We start from the raw sequence: 13,997 nt of genomic DNA, 5'->3' as shown, positions 1-13,997 counted from the left end.
TTGTTAAAAAGTAACACTTGTGTACAGTTTTTATAAATGTTTTATTTTGTCACGTTCCGTGTATTACTTTTCTAGTATTGATAAAGATTCAATAATTTAATCGATGGGATAAATCTCTCGATTTTGCTGAAATATAAATACTTGTAAACATTTTTTTAGCAATAATACCAATATATTATCGTTTTAAATTAAATAACCTTACAAGTTATTGTACATTTGTGTGTATAATAACAATTCAGATAAATAAGCTTTTATGAAGAAATCATTTTTCTTATCGTTTACTTTAGCCGCGTTGCTACTTGCCACATCGTGTGGCAATTCATCCAAGACCGAAATTGCAGGAAGTGTAACTTCTAAATATCTCGAAGGTAAATCTGTATATCTCTACTCGATGCTTCTCGACAGTATGGTATCTAAAGGCCCGATTTTGAAAGATTCGTCTGTCGTAAAGGAAGGAAAATTTGTGTTTAACGTATCATTGGATGCTGATCCGTCTTTGGGATTGGTAAGCTTCAATAAAGATAATACTCCACAAGACTCGCTGGTTGTTGCGCCTCAGGCTTTCCTTATTCTTGAAAAAGGCAAAGTCACTTTATCTATCGACAGCAATAAAGTTGTGCTTGGTGGTACCGATAGAAATGTTAGATTGAACGAAGTTCATCATGCTGTAAATAACCAATTGCTTGATATAAATGATGAGATAATAAAAGCCGGTAATAATCTGAGCCTTGTTCCTTTGGACACAGATGGCAAAGATGTTCAGGAAAGAATGAGAGATATCTCGAAAGATACAAAGAAAAAGATGTATGCTTTCTTGAAAGACAATATGAATAACGAAGTTGGAACAATGCTGTTTTGGGATATGGCTCAGGATCTTTCATCGAGACAAAAATTGGATTTAATTGCTTTGGGCGATACTTCTTTCCAAAAACGTCAAGAGGTATTGGATGCAAAACAATATCTTGGAGGTTTGCTCGAACGCGAAAATAGAATATTAGGATCGAACTATAAGGAAGCTGCTTTGTTAAATATAAAAGGCCAGACCGAAAACTTGTCAAAATATTTGGGTAAAGGAAAGTATACACTTCTATTCTTTTGGAATACACAAAGTCCGGTTTGCCTTCAACAAATGGCATATTTGAGCACTGTGTATGCAGCTAATAAAGATAAGAATTTCGATATTGTTGGCATTTCGCTCGAGAGAGACAAGAAGAACTTTGACGAAGTAATGGTTCAGCTTGCAGCTATCAAGGAGCTTAATAATGTTACTTGGGTACAATTGTTCGATCAGACGCATGCAGCAGTAGCTGCTTACGAGATTGCAGAAGTACCATATACGTTGCTTTACGATGCCGAGGGAAAAGCTATAGGTGTAAACTTACCTCCATTTGAATTGGAAGAAAAATTAGAAGAAGTTTTAAATTAAGACCAATATTAAATTATATGATTATGAAGAAATTAGTCTTTTCTACTATCGCATTAGCGCTTATCGCTACGTCGTGTGCCGATAAGAATGCGTATACTATTTCAGGAACAATAGAGGCACCTGACAATACTGTTGTGTATCTTAATACTGTTGAACTGTCAAAATCAGAAATTAATGATGGTTTACAGCTCGATAGTGCTATTGTTACAGAAGGCAAGTTCGAAATAAAAGGATCAGCTAAGAAAATTGAGTATGCTTCATTGACAGCTGATGGCAAAAGAACCTTCGTTCTTCTAGAACCGGGTACATTGACTGCAAACGTTGATAATGCTTTGGATAATAATCTAAAAGTATATTATGCAGAATTGGACACATTGAAAAAGCAAATCAATGATTTGCGTCAACAAATGAGCGATGCTAATGGTAAAGAAGATGTGATTGCCGAATTGAGAGAAAAAGGAGAAGGCATGTATCAGAAACTAAACGAAGTATCTAAAAATTTCATTACAACAAATGCTGAGAACATTGCAGGAGTACTTGCTTTTGCCAATTCTGCCAGCTCGTTTAGTGCAATAGAGCAAAAAGAAATATTGGACAAGCTAAACACGGCAGCAAAAGAATTCGAACCAATACAGAAAATTGCGAGAACAGCAATCGGTGCTCAATTTCTTGATCTGAAAGCTAAAGATCCGGCAGGTAATGATATTGCCTTGGCTGACTTTGCTGGTAAAGGAAAAGTTGTTCTAGTTGATTTCTGGGCATCATGGTGTCCTCCATGTCGTGCCGATATGCCTGAATTGGTGAAAATGTACGAAGAATATAAAGGCAAAGATTTCGAAATAGTGGGAATTTCTCTAGATAGAGAGCATGAAGCTTGGGTAAAAGGCATTGAAGAGTTGAATATCACATGGCCACAAATATCTGATATTAAATTCTGGGATAGCGAGCTATCAGCAGCTTATGGTGTAAGATCAATTCCTCATACAGTTCTTATCGATAAAGATGGAACCATCGTAGCCAGAGGTCTTCGTGGTGAAGAACTTGCGGCTAAAGTAGCCGAATTGGTGAAATAAGATATCGGAATAAAAAACTATAGAAATAGCGGAGAGAACTTATTTGTTTTCTTCGCTTTTTTCTTGCTCGTATGCGCGGGGCAACATGATAGAACAATAGAGCGTAAGAACAGCGGCTATAAGTAGAGTGACTACCCATTCGTGCATATTGACAAACATCAGATAGGCAGATACTACCATAAAGAGCACCGCAAAAATCTGTATGTTATATAATCTTCTGCCTCTTATGCTTTTTCCCGGATATTTGGTTGTGAATACGCACGCGCCGAAACCAACGACTCCGACTATCATTGCATATTTAGCTGCAATTACCGAAAATGAATAAAGGATGGCTGCAAAAATGATGAGCAATGCCGATATTTGAAAGATTGTATTCTTTACCTTAGGATTAATTTTCATGCTATAAGTTTTATTCGACGACAAAAATATCTTCATCAGATTTTTTCATCATAAAGCGTTCGCGAGCAAATTTTTCGATATCTGCCTGATTCGATTTCAACTGCTCAAGACGTTCTTTATCCTGAACGGTTTTGTTCCGATAATATTCGATTTGATTATTCAGTTCACGGATTTCGAGGTCGTATCCCAAACGCGAAAATATATTACTGTCGCTAATAATAAAGGCCAAAATAAGTAGTGCTGCAATTGTGATTAACTGCAACTTCGAATATCTGTGTATCAAGTAAAAACCGATACGTCTTAAATATTTCATTTTGTTTGAAGCTTTACTATTTGTCACAAAGATATATATTTGCATGAATAAATTGACACAGATGAATGTTAAAGATGATATAGTACGTAAGTACCGCAGTTACCTACTTTTAGAACGATCGCTATCGCCAAACTCGATTGAGGCATATATGGACGATTTGGCTAAACTAGTGAACTATATCGAAGGCGATAACCTGGTTCTTAGAGAAATAAAACTGGACGACCTTCAGCAATTTGTGGCTCAGCTGTACGATTTGGGAATTGCTCCCCGATCGGTTGGCAGGGTGATATCCGGTATAAAATCTTTTTTCAATTTTCTTCTTCTCGATGGCTATATTGATGCCGATCCGTCGGAATTGCTCGAGACTCCTAAAATAGGGGTAAAACTGCCAACTGTATTATCGTTGGACGAAATCGAAATGTTGCTAGGTATTATTGACTTATCGACCAAAGAAGGACAACGAAACAGGGCAATAATAGAGGTATTGTATAGTTGCGGATTGCGAATATCGGAACTGATAACGCTACGCTTCTCGAATATGTTCCTAGATGAGGGCTTCATCAAAGTAGAGGGGAAAGGGAGTAAGCAGCGACTGGTACCTATATCTGAAACGGCCATCCGCGAAATCCGGAACTACCTCTTTTATCGAAATGAGATGGAGCCCAAGAAAGGACATGAAGATATCGTCTTTCTTAGCAATCGTGGCACAGCAATTTCGCGAATTATGGTATTTCATTTCATTAAACAATATGCCGAAGAAGCGGGAATCAAAAAGAATATCAGTCCGCATACTTTCCGTCATTCATTTGCGACTCATTTGCTCGAAGGAGGGGCCAATATACGTGCTATCCAGCTAATGTTGGGACATGAAAAGATTACTACAACAGAAATTTATACACATCTTGATCGGGAGTTCCTTCGTCAGGAAATAATTGAACATCATCCACGAAATAAGAGGACTTTCTGAAAATTTGTTATATTTGCGTATTACTAAACTATAAATGAACATTTATTATGAGAAAAACATTTTTATCAATTTCGGCATTAGCATTGGCTAGCTGCTTCTTTTTCTCTTCGTGCATAGGTTCTTTCAATTTGTCAAACAAATTGTTGTCATGGAACCAAGGCATCGATAGCAAATTTGTGAACGAAGTGGTATTCTTGGCTCTATGGATTGTGCCTGTTTACGAAGTGTGTATGTTGGCTGACATACTAGTTATCAACTCTATCGAATTTTGGACTGGAAACAATCCGGTAGAAGCTGGTGTTGTGAAAAAAGTACAAGGTAAGGATGGTATCTACATGGTAGAAACTATGGAAAACGGTTACAACATCACAAACGAAAAGGGCGAAGAAGTTGAGTTGGTTTATGACAAAGCAACAGATACTTGGAGTGCAGTAGCTGCTGGCGAATCTCACAAACTTTTCAAGTTTGAAGATGATAACAGCGTAACAGCTTACATGCCAAATGGTGAAGAAAAACGTGTTGAATTGTCGGCTCAAGGAACTCTTGCGTTCAAACAATCAATCACTGAAGCTATGTTCTACGCAGCTAAATAATTAAGCTACACACAAGAATAAAAGGCGTATTGCTCTCGGGCAGTACGCCTTTCTTTTTTGCCAGATTGTTAAAAAGTAACACTTGTGTACAGATTTTACGTTATTCTTATTCTGTTGTTTTTAGCTTACAAATTATTTCATCTTGTCAAAGAACTTTATTGTATAGATAAAGATATGTCGATAATATTGGAAAATGTTGCTTCGTGCGTAAGTTCCCATGATTTTTACTGATCGAAGCTTATTCCTATATTTGCAAATCATTTTAAATAAGTATCCTATGAAAGAATATAAAGTGCTGTTCGTTTGCCTCGGGAATATATGCCGTTCTCCGGCAGGAGAGGGGATATTCAAAAAGTTGGTAAAAGAAGAAGGCCTTGATAAGTATATAAAGGTAGATTCGGCCGGAACATCCGGATATCACGATGGCGAGCTGCCTGATCATCGTATGCGCCGTCATGGAGCTAGACGGGGTTATATGTTCGATTCATTGTCGCGCAAATTTACTGCTCGCGATTTCGATAATTTCGATATTATCCTCGCCATGGACGATAGCAATTACTACAATATAATGGCTTTGGCTACGGATATCGAGTCGGAAAAGAAAGTACATCGAATGGTCGATTTTTCGAGAAAGTATGTACACGATCATGTTCCCGATCCCTATTATTCGGGGGCTGATGGCTTCGAGCTTGTTCTCGATTTGCTAGAAGATGCCTGCCGAGGGTTGCTTGATGATATAAAAGGAGGGAAACTATAAACAGTTTTCCTTCTTTTTTTAACATTTTCCGATTGTTTCGTTGCGCTGTAAACCATATATTTGAGAATCAATCAAAAATAACGAAGACCTAAATTTTTTAATACCTAAAAACCATTACTATGAAAAAACTATTTTTATTTCTGCTCATTCTCCCTTTTGTGTTCGTTTCATGTGGCAGCGACGACGATGATGTGGATTACTCTGCCGATATTGTAGGTACATGGGATTTCAGTGAAGTTCTGTCAATGGGATTCGAAACAAATAATAAGGAAGTCAACAAAGCTATAAAAGAAGCTTATAAAAACGTAGATTGGAGTCAAGTTGACTTTGGACAAGAAATATACGGATATCTGAGATATTCTGATGATGGTACATATGAAGGGGATGGAGCAGGTTCTTATGAAAAAGGGACTTACAGACTGGATGGTAAAGTCCTATTGCAAACACCAGAAGGAAAGTCAACGGAGAAATATACTATTAGTATTAGAAATAATGTAATGCAACAATCGGCAGATCTATCAGGTGAAGCCTTGCAGAATTTGATCAATACGATTGCCGAAAATGATCCTGATTTTACAGATATGTTAGAAGAAATGGAAAGTTATAAAGTTAAAATAACAAGAATAACAATGTCAGTTGAGTTCAGAAAGAGATAACCCCGTTTTCTTGTATAATATAAAAGGCCGCTAATTCGAATTAGTGGCCTTTCTATATCAGAAAGTGCTTGATGACTTTACTTATTCTTCTTCCAATTCTATATTGATATAAGTATTATCCCAATTGTTCATTTGTCCTGTTCCATAATCGACAATAAATCCAGGCCAGAAGAGAATATTCCACAACGAGGTTGTGTTGAAAGAAGATTCTAACATGAATGGGAAATTTCTATAGCCATCTTTCTTAGCTATAAGTTGTTTGTCTTTAATTGATTTTTTGACGGGGACTGTTACTGATTTATTATTGCCTATTTCTGCAATCTTTATATTGCTGGCAGTGTCATAAATCTTTGTGCCTTCCATTCCAGAGAATGTTATATTCTGTCTTGAGTTGGTAAATAATGTAGCGCACGATGATAGAGATAGTGCTACAATTAATAGTACAGCAATTTTTTTCATAAATATTGGGTCTAAATTTTAATTTATGCGAAAATATAAAATTTTGTTAATATTCACCAATCTTGTGTTGATGTTTTTACTATAGATATGAAATGCGTATCTCGTAATAATATTTGCCTGATAAGGAGTGCCTAATGAAATTCATCACAAAACAACGCCGCTAAGATTTCTTAGCGGCGTTGTTATATTGATATTGAGTTTTATGTCAATTCACCTTGTTTATTTTTCCTCCCGAGAAGAAGTTGAGTATGTTTTTAGCCACTTCTTCCTCCATTTTAATGCGGTCTTCATAAGTTTGAGTTCCTGCATGAGGAGTGAGAATTACGTTCTCAAACTGTTTCAATTCTTCCGGTATTTTGGGCTCATTTTCGAATACATCCAAACCGGCAGCATAAATTTCCTTGTTGTGCAATGCGCGGATCAAAGCTTGCTCGTCAACCAAGCTTCCACGTGCAGTATTAACCAGTATTGCAGTCGGTTTCATCGCCTTGAATTGTTCATCACTCATCAAATGATAGGTTTCCGATGTTGCGGGCGCGTTTAGCGAGATAACATCCGATTCTCGGAGCAATGTATCAAAATCTACATATCGAGCGTTGTATTGCTTTTCTATTGCTTCGTCCAGCCTGCGGCGATTATGGTATATAATCTTCATTCCGGAGGCAATGGCACGTCTGGCAACTGCTTGTCCAATTCGGCCCATTCCGTAGATCCCAAGTGTACGTCCGTAAATGGATGTACCTAGGTTATCGAAGATTCCCCAGCTGATTCTCTCGTCCGAGTGTAATTTGTTGTTGTAAAAACCTACACGGCGTGCAGTAGCTACAATCAGAGCAAAAGCCAGTTCGGCCGTAGGTTCCAGAACCGAATAGGGCGTATTGGTTACGGTTACGCCTTTTTGTGCAGCATATTCAGTATCTATCGTATTGTATCCGACTCCGAAATTGGCAATCAGTTTCAGGTTTTTGCCTGCATCTATGATTTCTTTGTCGGTTCGGAATGTGAAATTCGGGACTAAAACATCAATGTCTTCAATTCTTTCGAGAACTTCTTCCTTGTTGAAGTGGCTTTTTTCGGGATAAATAATCTCAAACTTGCCTTCCAATGACTTGAAACCTTCTCTCAGAAAGTTATGTCCCATCAATATTTTTTTCATAATTAGGTCTTTTAAGTAATTAAGTTTTCTTTTTCAACATATTTTCGAGGTGGATTACCAGATCGCGATATTGGGCAGCTTCCAGAAATTCGAGTTTCTTGGCAGCTTCGGCCATTTGTTTCTTAGCCTTTTCAATTTTCTTTTCGATCTCGCTTTTACTCATGTATTCAGGCCCTTTTTCGGCTACCTGACGTTCTGTTTGTGGGATGCCATAAGTCACTCCCGTAGGTTCCAGGTCTTCTTTTGAGAAATCAAAGCCGGTGGCTTTAGCTTTCTTGATCTGTTTCGGTACAATGCCGTGATCTTTGTTGTATGCCATCTGTATCTCACGCCGACGTGCCGATTCGTCCATCGTTTTCCGCATACTATCTGTGATCTTATCAGCATAAAATATTACCAATCCGTTTACGTTACGGGCTGCACGACCGGCAGCCTGAGTCAGCGATCGGTGCGAACGCAAGAAGCCTTCTTTGTCAGTATCCAGAATTGCCACTAACGAAACTTCTGGTAAATCCAATCCTTCGCGAAGCAGGTTGACACCAACCAAAACATCGAAAGTTCCTTCACGAAGCTCTCCCATAATGCGAACTCTGTCCAGAGTATCTACATCCGAGTGGATATAGCTTGTCTTTACGCCGTTGTTTATCAGGTAATTCGTCAATTCTTCGGCCATGCGTTTCGTAAGAGTTAGTACCAATACGCGCTCATCTTTTTCGATACGTTGCTGTATTTCCTCCATCAGGTCGTCGATTTGGTTGAGGCTTGGACGAACCTCGATAGGAGGATCTAACAATCCGGTCGGGCGAATCAGCTGTTCAACTACCACACCTTCCGATTTCATCAGTTCGTAATCGGCAGGAGTAGCGCTCACGAAAAGTATTTGCGATACCAACGACTCGAATTCTTCGAACTTCAAAGGCCTGTTGTCTAACGCTGCTGGAAGTCGGAATCCATATTCAACGAGGTTTCCCTTACGCGAATGGTCACCGCCATACATAGCACGTATCTGAGGAATAGTTACGTGACTTTCGTCCACAACCATCAGAAAATCTTTAGGAAAGAAGTCAAGCAAGCAGAAAGGGCGAGTTCCAGGTTTACGATTATCAAAATAACGCGAGTAGTTCTCTATTCCCGAACAATAACCAACTTCTCGGAGCATTTCCATATCGTACGTCACACGCTCATAAAGTCGCTTAGCTTCGAGCGGTTTGCCGATCGATTGGAAGAATTCGACCTGATGACCGAGGTCAATCTCGATCTCGGCAATTGCTCGCATCATACGTTCTTTTGTCGTGACGAAAAGGTTAGCCGGATAGATGCGATATTCTTGGAACGATTCTACTCGTACTCCAGATATAGGGTCGACCGATTCTATACGATCAATTTCATCTCCCCAGAAAGTTACTCGAATGACTAGTTCGCCATAAGCAAGATAAATATCCACAGTATCGCCTTTCACGCGGAAATTTCCGGCGTTGAAATCGACTTGATTACGCGAATAGAGTGAATCGACCAGCGAACGAAGAAATTTATCGCGTCCAATTTTCTGGCCTTGTTTTATTGTTACGGTTGTTGCCTGAAAGTCATCGGGGTTACCGATACCATAGAGGCACGATACTGATGAAACTACAATTACGTCTCGCCGGCCTGATAGTAGAGCAGTTGTTGTTTTGAGACGCAATTTTTCGATTTCATCGTTTATCGAGAGGTCTTTTTCGATGTATGTATTTGTAGAAGGTATGTAAGCTTCGGGTTGATAATAATCGTAATATGAAACAAAATACTCGACAGCATTTTCAGGGAAAAATGCCTTGAACTCGCTATATAGCTGCGCAGCCAGAGTCTTGTTGTGACTCAGAATCAGAGCAGGACGATTCAATTCTTTGATCACATTGGCTACCGTAAAAGTTTTGCCCGAGCCCGTAACACCAAGTAGTGTCTGAGCCGGAACTCCGCTTTCGACGCCCTCTACAAGAGAACTGATAGCCTGGGGCTGATCGCCCATTGGTTTGAAATCCGATATTAATTTGAAATCCATTTATAAATCAAGCGTATAAACTATCAAAGATATCATAAATAAATTATTTATTTTGATGTTTGTCAGTCTTTGATGATCGAATAAAGCGAATATATTGGCAAAATTGGTATTTTTGTAGTTGTGTAGAAATAATTCCTCTGAGATGAAAAAAGTACTTTGCATTTTATACGAAGTTTTTATTTTTATTCCGATTTTTGTTTTGGCTACGATTGTGACAGCAGTCACAGTCATGATTGGCTGTATGGTTGGTGATAGTAAGTTTTGGGGCTATTATCCTCCTAAATATTGGTCGAAACTGGCTTGTCGACTGGCCTTGAATAAAATCAATGTAGTTCATAAAGGTAAACTTGATAAAGATCAGTCATACGTATTTGTGCCGAATCATCAGGGTGCATTCGATATTTTCTTGATTTATGGTTATCTTGGACATAATATAAAATGGGTTCAGAAGCAAGAGTTGAGAAAGATCCCTTTTGTGGGCAAGGCTTCGGAAATTGCAGGACATGTGTTTGTAGATCAATCCAGCCTGAAATCGATGAAAGAAACAATTGCCAAAGCCGAAGCTCAGTTGGGTGATGGGGTGTCGATGACAATTTTTCCTGAAGGAGCTCGTACATCGACCGGAAAAATGGGAAGATTCAAGCGAGGAGCTTTTATTATAGCTAAAGAAATGGGGCTACCGGTAGTACCGGTTACGGTTAACGGACCATTTGATGTGATGAAAATGCATACATACATTTTCAATCCCGGACGCCTCGAACTTATTATACACGAACCAATTCCTACTGAAGGAATATCTGACGATGAAATACCTGATTTGATGAATCGTTGCCGTGAAATTGTTCACGACAGCCTTTGGGAAAAGTACAAGTAAGGATTGTCAATTTACTTGAAATAGTGTTATCAGATCTGGTAAGTACCTGATTTTTTTATACTTTTGTGCGCATTACAACTAAGGAATATGAAGATAAGAAATTTAATGTATTCGTGCTTTCTGTTTGCTGCAATCAGTTGTGGCTCGTTGACACAGACTAGCAAAGCATTGGCTCAAACAACACAGACCCAATCTAATGGCTTTATAACCCATACAGTTACATCGGGTGAGACTGTGTATTCGCTATCTAAGAAGTACAATGTCCTGATGCAGGATATTTATGACTACAATCCCGAAGCTAAGCAAGGAATTAAAGGTGGCGAAAAATTACAAATTCCGGTAAAGAAAGATGTAGTATCAACTAACTCCGATAAAAGTGGATTCGGATCGCCGTATCTTGAATATAAAGTATCGAAAGGCGAAACCATTTTCAGTATAGCTCGTAACAACGAAGTTGCGGAAGAAACTTTGCACAGCTTAAATCCAGATCTTAAAAATGGTCTGAAGGAAGGAATGGTTCTAAAAATTCCTCGTAAACAAATTCAGCCTATTCGTGATAAACAGATCGAAACAGTCATCAATCTTGAAGAAGCTAAAAAAGCCTCAAACGCATCGGATCGTGAGCATGTAGTAGCTAAGGGCGAAACCTTGTATGGAATCAGTAAGAGCTATGGAGTAGGGATTGATGCATTGTATGCGAAAAATCCATCTCTATCGGAAGGACTGAAAACCGGAATGACTTTGATCATACCTCAAAGTAATGTAGATAGACCTATCTCACCCATCAATCCGATTGCAAAAGCAGTACGGGTAGGAATTTTATTCCCATTCTTGGATAATAAGGCTACTGTTCAGAAAGAAAAATTAGTCGAATTTTACGAAGGATTCCTACTGGCTGTTCATGACCTGAAAAAGGATGGAGTAAATATTGATGTATCTACTTTTGATACTGGTTTAGAAAAAGACATCAAGCGTCTGGTTAGTATACTTGGAACATCAGAATTAGCAAACTTGGATGTGCTTATAGGTGGAACTTCGCAAGAGCAAATCGATATCTTGACTGACTTCTCGAACCAGACAGGAGTACGCTATGTTATTCCTTTTGGTGGTTTGAAAAAGAATACGATCCAAGGCAATAGAAATGTTTATCAATATGTAACTTCACTTTCTTCGTTGTTTAATCCGATAGCAAAAACCTTCTCTCAGAAATTCCGAGGTAATAATGTAATCTTTGTAGAAGAGATAGGCTCGGATAACAATAAGAAAGCATTTGTCGCAGAATTGAAAAAAGAGTTGACAAGTAGCGGAATAACATATAAAGAATTGCGCGAAAGTGTAAGCCTTGCTGAGGAATTGAAAAGAGTAGTCAGTTCTAACGTAAACAATATTGTGATACCTACATCGGCGTCTAGCGCTTCATTGCAACGAATAGTTCGTGCGATGGATGGCTCGGAAGATGGCATTCGTTTCAGTTTATTTGGTTATCCCGAATGGCAGACATATCATAATTTGTACAATACACTTCATAAATACGACGCTACTATCTATACTACGTTCTATCTGAACGAAGGCGAGAGAAAAGTACAATCGGTAATGAGCCAGTACCGTAAATGGTATAATAAAGCCGTTGCCTGGTCATTCCCTCGATATGCATTCTTAGGATACGATATGGGTACCTTCTTTATCTCGGGGATCAATAAAGAAGCAAGAAACTTTGATGCGCGAGTTTCATCGTTACGGATACCTACTTTACAGTCGGCAATGTATTTTACACGAGATAATGACGAGTCGGGATTCGTTAACAACGGATTCTATTTTGTACGTTTCAAGACAGATATTTCAATCGAAAAAACAGAATATAAATAAGGATGATAAAAAGAATCATATCAAGCTTACTTTTTGCGCTTCTACTTGTCTCGGCAAGTGCACAGCAGAAAGATTTTAAACCTTATTGGAATGTCGGAGTGGGTTTTGGACCGACCTTTAGTTCGGTCGATTTTGCGCGTACCAATGCGTCTACCGGAAATGCTATACCTACATCAATGATGACTCAGTTTGCGGGAGGTGTCGCTGTTCGTTATGTAACTGAAAAGCACCTTGGATTCATCGCCGAGTTGAATGTCAGTCAAATGGGATGGGAACAGAGTTTCAAAGAAGAAAGTCTTAAGAATGAAGGTCTGGCCCATAGCCGTAAATTGACTTATATCGAGCTTCCTATTTTGACACATATCTATTTTGGAGATAAGATTCGTTTCGTAGTTAATCTTGGGCCTAAAATAGCTTATCTTGCCAGTCAGAAAAACGAACTGAATGATGCTTTAGCAAATTATCTGTCGAGTGGTAAAGCTCCTGATAAAATGGTTACGCACCAATATTACAACGATGTAGAGCGTAAGTTTGACTATGGGATCATGGGGGGATTAGGTATGGAGTTTCAAACCAAATTCGGCAATTTCATGCTCGAAGGGCGTTATTATTTCGGTTTGGCCGATATGTATAGAAATAGCAAATCGGATTACTTTTCCCGATCGGCAAATCGAGTATTCTCAGCTAAGTTAACTTATTATGTGAAACTGTTCTAGTATACCGTCTCTATGGGTCGTATATACAGACTGCCGCGCAAAGGCATATACTTTATACAAAAAATACGCCGTCATCGTGGACATGGGATTCATTCGCCTTTTGTCTTCGATCTGATCAATAATGTAATCGAGGAGAAAACTCCTTACTACGCATATGAGGATATTAAAGAATATCTATTATCTTGCAGAAATGTTCCTTGCAAAATAGATAAACTGCACAAATTATCTTTCAAGCTGATAAACTGCTTTGGAGCAAAGCAAATATTGGAATTGGGTGCTGGTAATGGTATAAATACATTATTCATGACCGCAGTATCTTCTTCCGTTAAATGCCAAGCTGTGGAAACAGATGAAAATAAATATAATTTGGCACATGAATTGTATTCATCTGGCTGGGACAGAGAGATAGCTCTTAAGAAGTCCTATTCAGGATTATCTGACTTTATGCCAGATTGCGTATATATAAATTTGAACAATTTTGGAGAACTGACACAAGCACACATCGATGAAATAAACAACGTGATGCATTCCGGAAGTTTTATAATTGTTGAAGGCATTCGAACAAATAGGATGAATAAGCTGTTATGGAATAAGATAAAAGATATGGACGGCCGTACGGTAGCTCTCGATTTATTCAACATTGGTATTATTTTTTTCAATCCCAAGCTTTACAGATGGGAATATAAAATTAGTTTTTAGTTATG

Annotated in this window: 15 protein-coding genes; 10 read left to right on the top strand and 5 right to left on the bottom strand. The window is 38.5% G+C overall.

Translation table 11 applies throughout. The annotated features are described in order from the left end of the window. Nucleotides 1-253 precede the first annotated feature (253 nt). Both C1A06_RS02590 and C1A06_RS02585 read left to right on the top strand, forming a co-directional pair. Nucleotides 254-1,426 carry a TlpA disulfide reductase family protein gene (locus C1A06_RS02590; protein WP_101688669.1) on the top strand — a complete coding sequence of 391 codons (1,173 nt, stop codon included), beginning with the start codon at nt 254-256 and terminating at the stop codon, nt 1,424-1,426. 23 nt (nt 1,427-1,449) lie between these two features. Continuing rightward, nucleotides 1,450-2,499: a TlpA disulfide reductase family protein gene (locus C1A06_RS02585; protein ID WP_159461374.1), complete on the top strand. Its 1,050-nt coding sequence runs from the start codon at nt 1,450-1,452 to the stop codon at nt 2,497-2,499. 39 nt (nt 2,500-2,538) lie between these two features. Here C1A06_RS02585 and C1A06_RS02580 read toward each other — a convergent pair whose 3' ends face one another. Both C1A06_RS02580 and C1A06_RS02575 read right to left on the bottom strand, forming a co-directional pair. After that, nucleotides 2,539-2,898, bottom strand: a complete 360-nt coding sequence (locus tag C1A06_RS02580; RefSeq protein ID WP_101688865.1) for a hypothetical protein — start codon at nt 2,896-2,898, stop codon at nt 2,539-2,541. A 10-nt stretch (nt 2,899-2,908) separates the two neighbouring features. Next, the gene (locus C1A06_RS02575) at nt 2,909-3,211 is read right to left on the bottom strand and encodes an FtsB family cell division protein (protein ID WP_101688864.1); all 303 of its coding nucleotides are present in this window, start codon (nt 3,209-3,211) and stop codon (nt 2,909-2,911) included. Nucleotides 3,212-3,272: 61 nt separating this feature from the next. On the opposite strand from C1A06_RS02575, the gene xerD reads away from it, so the two are divergent. The 4 genes from xerD to C1A06_RS02555 all read left to right on the top strand — a co-directional run bounded on the left by xerD (nt 3,273) and on the right by C1A06_RS02555 (nt 6,184). Continuing rightward, entirely contained in the window at nt 3,273-4,178 is a 906-nt protein-coding gene (gene xerD, locus C1A06_RS02570; RefSeq protein WP_101688863.1) for a site-specific tyrosine recombinase XerD, read from the top strand. A gap of 47 nt (nt 4,179-4,225) precedes the next feature. Beyond that, on the top strand, nt 4,226-4,771 hold the full coding sequence (locus C1A06_RS02565; RefSeq protein WP_101688667.1) for a DUF3332 domain-containing protein: 546 nt from the start codon (nt 4,226-4,228) through the stop codon (nt 4,769-4,771). 277 nt (nt 4,772-5,048) lie between these two features. Continuing rightward, entirely contained in the window at nt 5,049-5,528 is a 480-nt protein-coding gene (locus C1A06_RS02560) for a low molecular weight protein-tyrosine-phosphatase (RefSeq protein ID WP_185116804.1), read from the top strand. A gap of 119 nt (nt 5,529-5,647) precedes the next feature. After that, complete coding sequence (locus C1A06_RS02555; RefSeq protein ID WP_101688666.1) at nt 5,648-6,184, top strand: hypothetical protein; 537 nt, start codon at nt 5,648-5,650, stop codon at nt 6,182-6,184. A gap of 81 nt (nt 6,185-6,265) precedes the next feature. Here the strand turns inward: C1A06_RS02555 and C1A06_RS02550 are convergent, their stop codons facing one another. The 3 genes from C1A06_RS02550 to uvrB all read right to left on the bottom strand — a co-directional run bounded on the left by C1A06_RS02550 (nt 6,266) and on the right by uvrB (nt 9,837). Beyond that, nucleotides 6,266-6,643, bottom strand: a complete 378-nt coding sequence (locus C1A06_RS02550) for a hypothetical protein (RefSeq protein WP_101688665.1) — start codon at nt 6,641-6,643, stop codon at nt 6,266-6,268. A 205-nt stretch (nt 6,644-6,848) separates the two neighbouring features. Further along, nucleotides 6,849-7,799, bottom strand: a complete 951-nt coding sequence (locus C1A06_RS02545; protein WP_101688664.1) for an NAD(P)-dependent oxidoreductase — start codon at nt 7,797-7,799, stop codon at nt 6,849-6,851. Between the two features lie 19 nt (nt 7,800-7,818). Then, complete coding sequence (gene uvrB, locus C1A06_RS02540) at nt 7,819-9,837, bottom strand: excinuclease ABC subunit UvrB (protein WP_101688663.1); 2,019 nt, start codon at nt 9,835-9,837, stop codon at nt 7,819-7,821. A 142-nt stretch (nt 9,838-9,979) separates the two neighbouring features. On the opposite strand from uvrB, the gene C1A06_RS02535 reads away from it, so the two are divergent. The 4 genes from C1A06_RS02535 (at nt 9,980) to C1A06_RS02520 (ending at nt 13,992) form a co-directional block, all read left to right on the top strand. Beyond that, nucleotides 9,980-10,711, top strand: a complete 732-nt coding sequence (locus tag C1A06_RS02535; RefSeq protein ID WP_101688662.1) for a lysophospholipid acyltransferase family protein — start codon at nt 9,980-9,982, stop codon at nt 10,709-10,711. Between the two features lie 87 nt (nt 10,712-10,798). Continuing rightward, on the top strand, nt 10,799-12,577 hold the full coding sequence (locus C1A06_RS02530) for a LysM peptidoglycan-binding domain-containing protein (RefSeq protein ID WP_101688661.1): 1,779 nt from the start codon (nt 10,799-10,801) through the stop codon (nt 12,575-12,577). 2 nt (nt 12,578-12,579) lie between these two features. Then, entirely contained in the window at nt 12,580-13,293 is a 714-nt protein-coding gene (locus tag C1A06_RS02525; RefSeq protein WP_101688660.1) for a porin family protein, read from the top strand. Between the two features lie 12 nt (nt 13,294-13,305). Then, nucleotides 13,306-13,992: a hypothetical protein gene (locus C1A06_RS02520; protein ID WP_101688659.1), complete on the top strand. Its 687-nt coding sequence runs from the start codon at nt 13,306-13,308 to the stop codon at nt 13,990-13,992. Nucleotides 13,993-13,997 lie beyond the last annotated feature (5 nt).

This window comes from Dysgonomonas massiliensis, assembly GCF_900240225.1.
Classification (GTDB): domain Bacteria; phylum Bacteroidota; class Bacteroidia; order Bacteroidales; family Dysgonomonadaceae; genus Dysgonomonas; species Dysgonomonas massiliensis.
The sequence above is the reverse complement of the archived record's forward strand: the minus strand, read 5'-3'. Positions and strand labels throughout refer to the sequence as shown.

What these genes read in the sequence shown, in the direction of transcription:
- C1A06_RS02590 (WP_101688669.1), top strand. Translation starts at nt 254, where the DNA reads ATGAAGAAATCATTTTTCTTATCGTTTACTTTAGCCGCGTTGCTACTT.
- C1A06_RS02585 (WP_159461374.1), top strand. Translation starts at nt 1,450, where the DNA reads ATGAAGAAATTAGTCTTTTCTACTATCGCATTAGCGCTTATCGCTACG.
- C1A06_RS02580 (WP_101688865.1), bottom strand. Translation starts at nt 2,898, where the DNA reads ATGAAAATTAATCCTAAGGTAAAGAATACAATCTTTCAAATATCGGCA.
- C1A06_RS02575 (WP_101688864.1), bottom strand. Translation starts at nt 3,211, where the DNA reads ATGAAATATTTAAGACGTATCGGTTTTTACTTGATACACAGATATTCG.
- xerD (WP_101688863.1), top strand. Translation starts at nt 3,273, where the DNA reads ATGAATGTTAAAGATGATATAGTACGTAAGTACCGCAGTTACCTACTT.
- C1A06_RS02565 (WP_101688667.1), top strand. Translation starts at nt 4,226, where the DNA reads ATGAGAAAAACATTTTTATCAATTTCGGCATTAGCATTGGCTAGCTGC.
- C1A06_RS02560 (WP_185116804.1), top strand. Translation starts at nt 5,049, where the DNA reads ATGAAAGAATATAAAGTGCTGTTCGTTTGCCTCGGGAATATATGCCGT.
- C1A06_RS02555 (WP_101688666.1), top strand. Translation starts at nt 5,648, where the DNA reads ATGAAAAAACTATTTTTATTTCTGCTCATTCTCCCTTTTGTGTTCGTT.
- C1A06_RS02550 (WP_101688665.1), bottom strand. Translation starts at nt 6,643, where the DNA reads ATGAAAAAAATTGCTGTACTATTAATTGTAGCACTATCTCTATCATCG.
- C1A06_RS02545 (WP_101688664.1), bottom strand. Translation starts at nt 7,799, where the DNA reads ATGAAAAAAATATTGATGGGACATAACTTTCTGAGAGAAGGTTTCAAG.
- uvrB (WP_101688663.1), bottom strand. Translation starts at nt 9,837, where the DNA reads ATGGATTTCAAATTAATATCGGATTTCAAACCAATGGGCGATCAGCCC.
- C1A06_RS02535 (WP_101688662.1), top strand. Translation starts at nt 9,980, where the DNA reads ATGAAAAAAGTACTTTGCATTTTATACGAAGTTTTTATTTTTATTCCG.
- C1A06_RS02530 (WP_101688661.1), top strand. Translation starts at nt 10,799, where the DNA reads ATGAAGATAAGAAATTTAATGTATTCGTGCTTTCTGTTTGCTGCAATC.
- C1A06_RS02525 (WP_101688660.1), top strand. Translation starts at nt 12,580, where the DNA reads ATGATAAAAAGAATCATATCAAGCTTACTTTTTGCGCTTCTACTTGTC.
- C1A06_RS02520 (WP_101688659.1), top strand. Translation starts at nt 13,306, where the DNA reads ATGGGTCGTATATACAGACTGCCGCGCAAAGGCATATACTTTATACAA.